Annotated in this window: 11 protein-coding genes; all 11 read right to left on the bottom strand. The window is 41.6% G+C overall.

Annotated elements, in window-relative coordinates; all coding sequences use genetic code 11:
* Window positions 1–26: 26 nt before the first annotated feature.
* The gene (locus tag ACFX4H_RS02970) at window positions 27–1,457 is read right to left on the bottom strand and encodes an amino acid permease (protein ID WP_241634358.1); all 1,431 of its coding nucleotides are present in this window, start codon (window positions 1,455–1,457) and stop codon (window positions 27–29) included.
* Between the two features lie 58 nt (window positions 1,458–1,515).
* Complete coding sequence (locus ACFX4H_RS02965; RefSeq protein WP_249597575.1) at window positions 1,516–2,697, bottom strand: Glu/Leu/Phe/Val family dehydrogenase; 1,182 nt, start codon at window positions 2,695–2,697, stop codon at window positions 1,516–1,518.
* 52 nt (window positions 2,698–2,749) lie between these two features.
* The gene (locus tag ACFX4H_RS02960; RefSeq protein WP_377433827.1) at window positions 2,750–4,414 is read right to left on the bottom strand and encodes a thiamine pyrophosphate-dependent enzyme; all 1,665 of its coding nucleotides are present in this window, start codon (window positions 4,412–4,414) and stop codon (window positions 2,750–2,752) included.
* A 79-nt stretch (window positions 4,415–4,493) separates the two neighbouring features.
* Window positions 4,494–5,990, bottom strand: a complete 1,497-nt coding sequence (locus ACFX4H_RS02955; RefSeq protein WP_377433824.1) for a sodium:solute symporter family protein — start codon at window positions 5,988–5,990, stop codon at window positions 4,494–4,496.
* Window positions 5,990–6,181: a DUF3311 domain-containing protein gene (locus ACFX4H_RS02950; protein ID WP_034307824.1), complete on the bottom strand. Its 192-nt coding sequence runs from the start codon at window positions 6,179–6,181 to the stop codon at window positions 5,990–5,992. Before ACFX4H_RS02950 ends, ACFX4H_RS02955 begins: the two co-directional genes overlap by 1 nt.
* Window positions 6,182–6,265: 84 nt before the next feature.
* On the bottom strand, window positions 6,266–7,240 hold the full coding sequence (locus ACFX4H_RS02945) for a hydroxyacid dehydrogenase (RefSeq protein WP_377433821.1): 975 nt from the start codon (window positions 7,238–7,240) through the stop codon (window positions 6,266–6,268).
* 188 nt (window positions 7,241–7,428) lie between these two features.
* A complete protein-coding gene (locus tag ACFX4H_RS02940) occupies window positions 7,429–9,363 on the bottom strand; it encodes a sigma 54-interacting transcriptional regulator (RefSeq protein ID WP_241634367.1) in 1,935 nt (644 codons plus the stop codon).
* 292 nt (window positions 9,364–9,655) lie between these two features.
* Complete coding sequence (locus ACFX4H_RS02935; protein ID WP_262870213.1) at window positions 9,656–9,784, bottom strand: hypothetical protein; 129 nt, start codon at window positions 9,782–9,784, stop codon at window positions 9,656–9,658.
* 238 nt (window positions 9,785–10,022) lie between these two features.
* The gene (locus ACFX4H_RS02930; protein ID WP_063575789.1) at window positions 10,023–10,457 is read right to left on the bottom strand and encodes a general stress protein; all 435 of its coding nucleotides are present in this window, start codon (window positions 10,455–10,457) and stop codon (window positions 10,023–10,025) included.
* A gap of 80 nt (window positions 10,458–10,537) precedes the next feature.
* Entirely contained in the window at window positions 10,538–11,785 is a 1,248-nt protein-coding gene (locus ACFX4H_RS02925) for a glutamate-5-semialdehyde dehydrogenase (RefSeq protein WP_098936933.1), read from the bottom strand.
* A 34-nt stretch (window positions 11,786–11,819) separates the two neighbouring features.
* Complete coding sequence (proB, locus tag ACFX4H_RS02920) at window positions 11,820–12,908, bottom strand: glutamate 5-kinase (protein ID WP_034307834.1); 1,089 nt, start codon at window positions 12,906–12,908, stop codon at window positions 11,820–11,822.
* Between the last annotated feature and the right edge of the window lie 51 nt (window positions 12,909–12,959).

The raw sequence follows: 12,959 nt of genomic DNA, 5'->3' as shown, positions 1-12,959 counted from the left end.
TTCTTATATCTTGGATATAATAATCACTATTGAATAAAATCATTGGTCTGTTCATTTGTTAAGGCTGGCACCTCGACGTTCCTTCGCGCATATCTAAAATAGTAAAAAGTATAGCAAGCAATGACGAAACCTAATCCCCAATACAACGAAGTTCGCTGTGTCGGATCATAAGCGGTAAACACGAAAATACCTAGACACATAATGATGCAGAGAATTGGGGCAAACGGGAAAAAAGGTACTCTAAACTTCAGATTTTCAACCTTTCCGCCTGTTCTGATATACTGCTTACGGAATCTGTACTGTGCGAACGCAATCGCCATCCAAGTAAGCACCCCTCCAACCCCGCTTATGGAAAGCAGCACAACGAATAACGTTTCTTCCGCTACTACACTAGTAAGCAGCGACAGCAAGGCAAAGACCATGGTGACTAGTAAGGCGTTCATAGGTACACCGCGCCGATTGAGCTTTCCAAATGAAGAATGTGCCATACCGTTTTGAGAAAGGGAGAAAAGGATCCTGGTACAAGCAAACAGACCCGTGTTTCCTACAGAGAGGACCGCCGTCAAAATTACGAAATTCATAATGTCTGCTGCATAAGGAATGCCTACCATTTCAAACACGGTAACAAATGGACTTTCCAGTACACCGACTTCTTTCCAAGGAACGATGGCCGATAGAACAAAGATTGCCAGTACATAGAAAAGCAGCACACGTATTACGATGTTTCGAATCGCTCTCGGAATGCTTTTTTGCGGGTTTTCCGTCTCTCCTGCTGCAACACCCATGATTTCCGATCCCTGGAAAGCATATACGACTGTCATCATCGATATAAAAACACCCGTGAACCCTGTAGGGAATAATCCATCTCCTATAAAATTGGAAAGGAACGGGGCAGGTTGTGCATCCTCCATATGAATCAATCCAAACATCGCTGCTGCACCGATAATTATGAAGAGAATGACGGCAAGCACTTTAATCCCGGAGAACCAATACTCGGTCTCTGCAAAACTTCGCGTAGTCAATGCATTTATAGTGAATAAAAGGATCGTAAATATCACACACCATATCCATACTGGTATATCGGGAAACCATCTGGTCATGAGTAAACCGGCCGCTACAAATTCCAGGCCTACGTAAAGAGCCCAGCTTAGCCAGTAAATCCAGCCAATGACAAATCCAGTGGCGGGACCAATAAATTTCGTTGCATGGACCTGAAAGGAACCGGATACCGGCATCACTACCGATAATTCACCGAGACAAATCATCGCCAAGTACATTAATAAACCACCGACCAAATAGGCAACAATCGCTCCTAAGGGTCCAGCTTCACCGATTGCATATCCTGATCCCAGGAAAAGACCTGTTCCAATTACCCCACCTAAGGAGAGCATGAATAAATGTCTACTCTTCATTGAACGCTGTAATTCTTTTGGCTGATTTTCATCTTCTGTTTGCATGAATTCCCCCCCGTTCCTAATTGATAAACTGCCTGAACACTTTCATGGTTAACACAAGTTAACGAGAGTTCCCCGATAACGCTTCGGATGGCTCTTCATTTTCCGGCAAGTCGCTGATTGTCGGTTTAAATATTTCATAAGCTACTTCTCTTTGATATTTATTTTCGTTTTTAGCTTGTTTAAACAAGTGATACGTATTTTTCCTGCATAGTCTTTCAATATCATCAACGACAGCTTGTGGATTTGGTTTAACTAGTCCGAAAATAACCGCATCATAAAATCTTATCGCCCCCAGGTTGGCAACGAAATCATTGACAACATCAATACCTCTTTGTTTTATGATCTCGTCTCCCTCGGGAGAAAGGGGAATGTTCGCCGCCTCAACGATCAAACGCGCTTTTACGCTTTTAGCATTGGATATGTGGATGACATCCTCCAGTGCGGACGGAATTAAAATGTCGCAATCAATGTCGAGCCATTCCGTGTTTGGCCTTACATCATAACTCGGTTCAAAAAAGGCTTTATCCATTTCTCCGTACATATTTTTATGATCAATAAGCTTTTGGACATCCAATCCTTCTTCACACGTTACCAAAAGAGCTGCATCAGAAATTCCCACAACTTTATAACCTAACTGGGTCATTTTCAATGCGCAGCTTGCCCCTACACAGCCGAACCCTTGAATGACGACTCTCGCTCCGGCTTTTCCGCCTTTAAATTTCCATGCCTCATCTGCGGAAAATGCCACACCATAGCCTGTTACGACATCGTTTAAAAACAACCCGTCAATTTTTGTCGTCAACAGTTCATCAAAGTCTTTTATCCCTTGCAGAACATTCGGATTCTGTTTCATTGATTTCGTAAGAGGGATATCAATACCAAATTCATTAAATATTTTGAGCACATCTTCATATTTGGTGCCTAAATCACTGCCTAAAGATACCCCTATATCTACATAAGGCATCATCGCAATCAGAAATCTTCTTAACACTGCATATGCGTCTGGCGCTTTATAATCATAGGCAATGCCCGCTTTACAACCGCCAGTCGTCTCAGACTCACAGGCTACATACTTATAAGCCATCGCCTCGGCCAGCCTTTCTACCTCTTCTCTTGTAACCGTTGGGTGCATTCTTGTACCGCCGCCTGTGTATCCCTTTACAAAGTTATGGACGACCAGCCAGCCTTTAGCATCTGTTTCCGTATCATTCCATTCAACAACTATATATGGCTTTAACAACTATGATACCTCCCTTGTATGCCTTTTTTTTGGGTCCCGCTAACTTCCAATGTTAATTGTTAGACACTAGCTTTTCGTTTACTTCCTTCTTGTCCTGGCCTACAGATAGAATCTTTGGATTGACTGCTACTTCTATTACAGCCGGCAGCCCTGAAGCAATCGCCCTTTGCAGCGCTGGCGCAAAATCAATATTTTTTTCAACCTTTTCACCATGCGCCCCAAATAAGCGGGCCAATCCGGCATAATCAGGATTGGATAAGTCGGTTCCAACGGCCCGGTTTGGAAAATGCCTTTCTTGATGTGCTCGGATTGTTCCGTAAATATTGTTGTTCACAACAATTGATATGGTCGGAATTTTATACCTTACAGCGGTTTCAATCTCTTGGAGAGTCATCATGAAGCCTCCATCTCCTGAAATAGAAACAACCTGTTTGTGAGGCTGCGCCAGTTTTGCCCCAATAGCAGCAGGCAGTCCATATCCCATTGCACCCGAAGTTGGCCCCACGTATGTGTTTTCTTGTTCAAAACGATAATATCTTGATAGCCATCCAAAAAAGTTGCCTGCATCATTTGTAATGATGGTATCCTTCGGCAGGCAGACAGCCAGATCATGCATCAATCCGTCCATATCCACGAAATCTTCTGTGTAATCGGATTTTGGTTCAGAAAATTCCATATATTTATCGTGCATTTCTTTAAGATGATCTTCGCCCGAAATAAAAGATCCTGATTCTGAAGCTTGCAGTGCTTGTTCCAAAAAGCTCTTGGCATCCGCTTCAATGGCAAGAGAAGGAGCATACACTTTACCAAAAATATCGGGACAAATATCCACATGGATCAGATTTGAATTTTTAGAAAGCAAGGTGTAATCTTGTGTTCCTACTTGAGAGAATCGTGTCCCTAATGCCAAAACTACATCTGCATCCCGGATTGCATCAAGTAAATATTGAGGTGTCCCAAATCCAAGCCACCCTGCATAGCAAGGATGTGAGTTGGGAAACGCGTCAAATCGACGGAAAGCTGTAATGACAGGAAGTTTCATTGCCTCCGCAAACTGTACAAGCAACCTGTTGGCCTTAGCATGAATCACACCTCCGCCAGCAATCAAAACGGGGCGCTCCGCGTTTCGTATCGTATCCATCGCCTGTTTCACATCTTCCATATGTGGTTGAGGAGGAAGCGAGCGATATGAAGGGGTTATGTTCAACTCTGCCTCGTCTTCCAACATGTCATGCGGCAAAGCCACTAATACAGGGCCCGGACGCCCCGATCTCGCAATATGGAAAGCCCGCTGCAATAATTCCGGGATTCTTTCCACACGATCGATCTCTACCGTCCATTTACATAAATGACTGAAAAAACCCGTCAAATTCACTTCCTGGAATGCTTCCTTTTCTTTAAAAGGACGTTCGATTTGGCCAATAAGCGCAACCAAAGGGGTTGAATCCTGAGAAGCAGTATGAATGCCGATAGCTAAGTTTGTAGCACCCACTCCACGCGTTGCCATACAGACTCCCACCTCTCCTGAAGCCTTGGCATACCCTTCCGCCATAAAAGAGGCACCTCCTTCATGCCTTGCAGAAATAAGTTCTATTTCAGGATGTTGGTACAGCGCATCCATTACACTAAGATAACTTTCACCTGGTACACAAAAAGCTTTTTTCACCCCTTCTTTAGCCATTACTTCTACGACTGCTCTTCCTCCACTGACTTTCATAATCAAGCCTCCCGCTTTCGAAAACGTGTTTTTATTCTAGTAATCTACGATTATATGAATATTGGACTGATTCCCACTGTCATTTAACAAGCTTTTCCATTCCTGAAGCCTGTTTATTATCTTCTTTCATCCCAATTGAAGTTTTTCTTGTAACGGCACTCACTCCCAAAGTTACTGCGATGTTGATGAATAATACAGCTAACCCTACATCAAGATCTTGTATTGCTTGCGGCAGAGATGGAAATAATGTAGCAAGTGTTGTACCTGATGTAGTCGAGTATACAACAATTAGAATTCCAACGATCATTCCGGCAAATGCTCCTTGAACCGTGACAGGATTCTTTTTCCATAGACTGAAAAAAAGTGCTGGAAACAACTGTGCCATGAAGCTATATGCCATAAGATACAACGTAAAAATCGACTCCCCGCCATTGAACGTAAAATATAGAGTCACTATAGAAATGACTGGTACTAACATCCTGCTCAATCTTTGTAGCTGGTCATCCGATGTATTCGGCTTCCATACCTTATATACATTTTTTGAAAGTATCGTAGCCGTAGCCGTCAACACGAGTGAACTGGGAATAAGGGCGGCCATTGCCCCTGATGCTCCAATAACTCCGACAAACCAGGGATCAAATGACATCTTCGCCATTTTAAATAAAGCTAAATCTGCTTCTGCTCCCTGTAAATTCGGGACTTGGAGAATCGCAGAAAAACCAATAAATAACGAAAAAATGATGATTACTTGATAAATTGGCATAACCCCAGCATTCCAACGAAGTGATTTCGGACTTTTTGCAGAGAACACTCCCGCCAACATATGTGGAAACATATAGAATGCAAGTGCTGTCATGATCGTAGCCGATATAAACCAAGAGATACTCAAACCTTGTTCCGGGAAAATCAAAAATCCTTGTTTTGCTGTATCGATTGCTTCAAACATCGGCTGTATACCACCGTAATAATGAAGTGGAAAATAAATCCCCATAAAGACGACAACAGTCAGAATCATAATATCTTTAATGACCGCGGTCCACGCCACTCCATGCATCCCTGAAGCCGTTACATATATTGTGATCGCAATTACCCCAACAACTATAGCCACATTCGGAGAAATGGACCCATAGGAGGTTTCCGATACGATAATACCTAATCCTTTTAACTGCATGATCAGATATGGAATAATTGAAATGACGCTAATTACCGCCACAAGAACACCTAGAGCAGGACTGTTGTACTTTTTGTCATAAAAATCAGATTGAGAAATGACATTATTTTTTTTGGCATACCTCCAAATAGGCGGTAACAGCCAATAGGCGATTACAAAATAGAAGCAATTGAAAGCGTATAAGGCAGGAGGCATACCAGATCGAAAAGCTCCGCCGCTTGCCCCCAAAAACGTATATGTCGTAAACATTTCACCTGCTATCAAGAAGAAGAGCAAAAAGCTGCCGAAGCCTCTTCCGCCAATGGCCCATTGTTCCAAACTCATATTTTTACCTTTTCGAGCTTGAAGCCCTAACCAAATACACAAAACCAGAAAGAAAAGGATAACAAGCAGGGCTTCATTCATCAGTCTTCTTCCTCCTCGGTTGCAGGATCAAGTTTATTAGCGATTATCAAAAAAACTGATGTAAGACAGACCCATAATATGGCCCAAAAAAGAACAAATGGCATCCCTAACACATAAGGTTCAATTCGATTAATAACCACTAGCGAGCCAAGTGCCGGTATTGCACTTATCACATAGATTATTTTCTTCATTTGTTCACCACCCTTATCAACAAATGCAACTCGAACTGTCCAAACCTCATTTTTCAGAAAAAACAGATAATTATTATTGTATTATTACATTGACATCCCTTTAGTTAAGGGCTCATTTACAGCCCAGTTCGGTTTCGCGCCAGTAAGAACTTTTTCCACCTGCATTGCGGCATGTACAGCCATGCGTACGGAACCTTCCTTCGTCAAAGCGGCATTATGAGGACTGACAATCACATTATCCAATTTAAAAAGTGGATTCCATTTATCAGGAGGTTCAACTTCAAATACGTCTATTCCAGCACCGGCAATCTCGCCTGCTTGCAAAGCGTTTACTAAATCAATTTCCTTCACCACACCGCCCCTGGAAGCGTTTGCAAAAAAGGCGGAAGTTTTCATCCAGGAAAACTCACGGCTTCCTATTATTCCTTTTGTTGTTTTCGTTAACGGCAGGTGCAGACTAATAACATCGGCGTTTCTGAATACCCATTCTAAATCTGTTGCTATCTCCAACTCCGAATTCGTGCTGGCTGTAACATAGGGGTCGTAGCCAATTACTTTCATATCGAAGCCCTCGGAAGCCTTTTTTGCCAGTATTCTACCGATTCTCCCCAGTCCGATAATCCCCAAAGTCTTGCCTTCCAAGTCCATGCCAAAAAGTTGATTACGGATAGCAAAATTCCCGCTGCGCAGCTCTTTATCAGCTAAGCTTAAGTTTTTGGACAATGATAAAATTAATGCCATTACATGTTCCGCTACAGAATTCGCGTTCGCCTCTGGGGTATTTGTTACATATATGCCACGCTCTGTGGCGGCTTCGATATCGATATTGTCCAAGCCCACTCCATACTTAGCTATTACTTTGAGGTTTTCAGCTGCTGTAATAACTTCTCTATTTATTACAGCCGTTGATCTCGTTAGTACTGCATCACAACCCTTGATTTCTTCCATAAGAATTTCTTGCGACAAATCAGACCCTACTTTAATCTTAAAGCCTTTTTCTACTAAATAACTTTTCCCCTCTTTCTCAATATCTTGAGGAATATACACTAAATGACTCACACATTCCCACCAACCTTTCATGTTAACCTTGAAGGAAAAACCTTTCCTACTACATTGTTTATATACAATTATTGTGCCAACATAAAAAACATCCGTTTATTCAAGAAAGAAGCCAATTCGTTCTCAAATTAAGAGATAAATAAAGTAAACAAATTGTTTCATAATGAATTAATTTGTTTCATTACGTTTCAATTTGTTTCGATATTCAAATTTTTCATCTTTCTCCATAAAGTCGTCCGACTCATCCCTAACTCAAAAGCAGCTTTTCCTTTGTTAAAATTCACCTTTATTAACGTTTGAACAATTCTTTCACGCTCGGATAAATGTATCCCAGGTGATATATCCATCTCTTCGTTTTGTTCCGAAAGAAGTATTTTCTTATTACTTTTATTCGGAAAATACATTTCGATATCGTACACATCAATTATCTTGTTCTTATAAAGAGCGCATAATCGCTCGCAAAAATTTTGCAATTGGCGAATATTCCCTTCCCAATTCCCTTCACTCAGCCTTTTCATGGCAGTTTCCGAAATTATGATTTGTTTCTGATCCGAATGACCTTTCCGAATAAAGGCATTCACCAATAACGGAATATCTTCTCTGCGTTCCCGAAGCGGAGGCAATACAAGGTCCAGCACACTCAAGCGATAATACAGATCCTCCCGAAAGTCATTACTCTTTACCATTTGCATGAGGTCTTTGTTCGTTGCCGACACTATTCTCACATCAACCGGGATTACTTTATCATCACCGATGCGCATGATTTCACGCTCCTGCAGGACACGCAGCAGCCGGCTTTGCATTTTTGGGGAGATTTCTCCTATTTCATCCAAAAAAATCGTACCTCTATGGGCCAGTTCAAAAAATCCTTGCTTTCCACCTTTCATGGCTCCCGTGAAAGCTCCTTCTGCATATCCGAAAAGCTCACTTTCCAATAAATTTTCGGGAAGCGCTGCGCAATTAATGGCAACAAATGGGTTATTTTTCCGATTGCTATGATTATGTATGCTTTGGGCGAATATTTCCTTGCCCGTTCCAGTTTCTCCAATTATAAGAATGTTTGAATCTACTTCACTATAACGTTGAGCCGTTTCAATCGTCCTCTTGATTTCCGAACTCCGATACAATATATCATCAAATGTGTACTTCGCCACATGTCCGCGTGAATGAAGCTTTCTAAAGAACTTCCCTTCCATCTCCTGAATGCGGGTAACATCTTGAAAGGCGACCATATCCCCCACTTTTTTACCTTTTAAAAATATCCCGACTTTTTTTACCGATAATTGAATGGATTGGTAAGCAACCGTATCTTTTTCGTATTCATCGTCGTTTAAAAGCATATTACGAAATTTCCCGGGCTTTATTATATCGTATATGGAATTTCCAATTAAGCTCCCCTTGGCAATGGACAAAATCTCCTGAGCCGCCGTATTAAATACGGATATTTGTCCCTTTAAATCTATAGCAATAACCCCTTCATAGGCATAATTAAGAATCGTTTGGTAACGCTTGGTCTTCTCCTGTTCCCTTCTGCTGACAAGAGCTACCCTTTTCGCCTCAATCAACGCCTGCCGAAATGATTCCTTTCCAGTATCAACCAGAATGGCCCCCAGCCCTATCTCTTCAGCATATTTACAGGTACTTAATCCACTTAACACAACCTCACAGCCATCTCTGGCGGCTAAATCCACTAAACTGACTGAGGACTCGATATCATTTAATATATAGGACTGAATTGGCAAATCAACGATATCCGAAAGGTTTTCCACACCATAAATCATATTCAAAGCTCCTATGACGGCCACTTTTTTACTGCCGAAACGTGCCTTGCAATCATGCAGGGAACGAATGAGGTCAATGCCCTGCACAGGTATATCAACGATAGGAATGGATTCATTGCATTCTTTTAATAGTTTCGTGATTAATCCCCTTGAGATGATTACATCGGCATCAAGCTTCAACTTCCCAATCTTATCGGCATCCTCTACTACTTCCTCTAAAACAAACTTCACTGAAACGTTACCACCGTTTTCCGATTCTTCCAACTTGTTGAACTCCTCAAATCTTTCAAAAGCATCCGTAATATACCCTTTTCGGGGAACAACGAGTTTTATTTTTATCAAAATACCCACCTCCAGCGTAAAATCAATTTGGCTTATTGGATGTAAGCTCTGGCAGCCTGTTATTCTAGCCCAGGTCAAATAAGGACGAGATATAATAAAGGTAGCTAATACGCCGCAAAAGTTTTCATTTAAAGCCGCGATAAGAAAACTAATGGCCATAAGTACGCTTGAGATTATTTCTGCATTTTATTAAGATTTTTCATTATGAAAAATAAAAAACCCTGTTATCCTGGGTTTTTAAGGATTCCGATTGATATTAATTATTACAAAAAGAATGGACATTCAACTCATCTCATTTAAACTTACTTTTCATTACTAGAGAACGATTTTTAACATCAACATCATCATAATGATCCTTATGGTGAAATTCATCATGCCTCTTTAATTTCTTAAAGCGGCTTCCATCTACGTTATTTTCCATAATTCCCCTTCCTTTCACGCTAACAGGGCTATATTCCTTTTATTCTTCATACAAATGTAGAATTCCTTTTGATTTTATCGTTAGTGACAATAAAATTAGCCTACAAACAGATAAACCCCGTTCAAGAATCCTGAACGGGGTTTATCAATAAATAAGAGCTTTTTAATTTTGAGTTTTTATGGAGTTTAGTTCTCAAACATCATAAGTCTGTTCATTCAAGGTGGTTTTACTTACGAACTTAAAAAGGATCGGCGATGACAAGGATTTTCCCTGCCTTAATATCCTCTAGATATTGATCGGCTTCGGCTTCCTCCAGTCCAATGTCCAATAATGGCTTTCTCAATCCGCCTGCTCCCGATGCAGCCCCGGCTGCGGCTCCGCCAAACGTGGTGAAAATCGGCCCCGCTGCCAATATCGGACCAATTCCTGGTACGGCCAATGCACTCATTCCAATAAGCAGGCCTGTCAATCCCACAGCTCCGCCGGCTGCTGCCCCGGCTACTAATCCATCAGTTTTTGCCGGGCTGACTTCCTCTGCTTCAGTTGGTAATTTATCGATGTTTTTTGCCACTACTGATATTTGATCGGATGTATATCCTTGTTCCTTTAAATTTTTGACTGCTGAAGTCGCTTCATTTTCATTATCATATATTGCTATAAACCTCTTGTCCATGGTATCTGCTCCTTTAAAAGTAATGTATTGTACAATACCCTTAATTGAGCTTTAATAACCTTCCATGAAAGAGATGAATTTCATTCCCGGATTTGCCCCTGGCCGTATATGAAGTACTTGCTTGATGTTAAGGCAGGTAACCCCATTGGTCCGCGTGCATGCAGCTTTTGAGTGGAAATGCCGATTTCTGCGCCATAACCGAATTCAAAGCCGTCGGTAAAACGGGTGGAAGCATTGTGATAAACGGCTGCGGCATCCACTTTATTCAAAAATGCGTAAGCATTTTGTTCATCCCTCGTTAGGATTGCTTCAGAATGCTTGGAACCGTATCGGTTTATGTGATCAATGGCATCGGATACACCTTTTACAGTTTTCACGCTGAGTTTTAAAGCCAGGTACTCAGTTGACCAATCTTCCTCCGTAGCCGTTTTCGCTCTCGGAAAGGAGCTGCAAACCGCTTCATCTCCATATAATTCAATACCCTTTTCGTCCAGGAGTTCCAGAATACGCACTCCATTTTCTTCAAACCATTTTTCATGGATCAGAAGCCCTTCAATGGCATTACATACGGATGGTCGCTGAGTTTTACCATTTAAGACAATTTTTTCGACCATCGTGATATCTGCGGTCTGATCGATGAAGATATGGCAATTGCCTGCTCCTGTTTCAAGGACGGGGACAGTGGACTCCTTAATCACCGTTTCAATTAAGTTCTTTCCGCCGCGTGGAATCAAGACATCTAAATAGTCATTTAGATGAAAAAGTTCCTTAGCGGTTTCACGACTTGTATCCTCGATCAACTGAACAGCTTCTACAGGGATTTCCGTATTCTCCAATGCTTTATGAATGGAAGAGACTAGTGCGATATTGGAGTATTTGGCTGACGAGCTGCCTCTTAAGATGACAGCATTCCCCGTTTTCAAGGATAATGTAGCTGCATCGATGGTCACGTTAGGCCTTGCTTCATAAATCATCCCGATTACCCCGATAGGCACCCGTTGTTTTTTAATCAATAAACCATTCTCTTTTTCGATCGTTTCCAATCGTTCCCCAATCGGATCATTTAAATCGATTAAAAGCATAATGGCCGCTGCCATGTCATCAATACGGTTACCATTCAACATAATTCGATCTAAGATAGACTCGCTGAGACCTTTTTTCCTGCCATCTTCCAGATCCTTTTGGTTTTCCTTTATCAAAAAATCTTTATCGATAATAAGTTGTTTCGCAATTTTCCCAAGTGCCTCATTCTTCTTTTCCGTACTCAATCCGATTAGCTGATAACTGGCTTTTTTTGCTGCCTTTCCTTTCGCCGTCACTTCACTCATTTCCAAATGCCCCCTTTTTTCTTGAAATTGATTTTTATGCTTTCACCCATTTATCGCGATGGATCACTTCTATGGAAGTGATCACAAGCTCGGATGTCCTCTTTCCCATCGCCTGTTTTAATTCTTCGTCGGAATAAAGGACCTCACCCCGCCCTAATAACCCATTTGCACCAAAGACTTCGACAACATCACCCTTATTGAAGACTCCTTTAATTTCATAAATTCCAGCTGGCAGCAGACTGCTGCCATTTGAAACTAAGGCCCTTTCGGCACCTTCATCAACGAAAATTTTCCCGGATACTTTTGAATGAAGGGATATCCATTGTTTGTTTTTCGTTACCGTCGTCAAGAGATCATTCCCAATATACGTGCCATCACCATTGCCTTCAAGGATTGTTAGAAGTTTATCACTCCCCAAACCAGAACCGATGAATACTTTCACCCCCAGAGACAATGCAGTTTGCGCTGCAATCAGCTTCGATTTCATCCCACCGGTTCCGACATTGGAACCTGCACCTTCTGCCATTTGCAATAAATCATCCGTAACTTCAGATAATTTTTCAAATCGTTTCGCCCCTGGATTTGTCTGTGGATTGGAATCATAGAGCCCATTAATGTCCGTTAATATGATCAAGTTGGACGCGTGGACCAGGCCGCTTACTAAGGCGGATAGCATATCATTATCACCAAAAGTCAACTCCTCGACCGATACTGTATCATTTTCATTTATGATCGGAAGGATGCCGCGTTCAAGCAATTCCATCAATGTGGCATATGCATTTTTATATCTATCTTTTTTCGAGAAATCTTTCCTTGTTAATAAAATCTGCGCCGGCACGATTCCAAAATGCCCCAATTGTTCCATATACGATTGAATCAATAGGCTTTGACCTACAGCTGCAGCAGCTTGTTTTCCTTTGAGAGTGACAGGTCGCGTAGGGTAGCCAAGCTTGCGAAAACCTGTCGCTACAGCACCTGATGAAACAAGGACAACTTCATGTCCGGCTTTCCTTAAAGCTGCCACTGCCTGGATATGATCGGAAAATTTATTCTGGTCGATTTCACCTTGTGTGTTGGTCAAAGAACTACTTCCTATCTTTACAACGATGCGTTTCTTTTCCATCGATTACTTCCTCCAATAAATATCTAAGACATGAAAAAAAGCCCTTTTCAT

It is taken from the genome of Peribacillus sp. YIM B13477, from assembly GCF_042787955.1.
GTDB classification, from domain to species: Bacteria; Bacillota; Bacilli; order Bacillales; family DSM-1321; genus Peribacillus; species Peribacillus frigoritolerans.
This window is presented reverse-complemented; position numbering and strand designations above follow the sequence as displayed.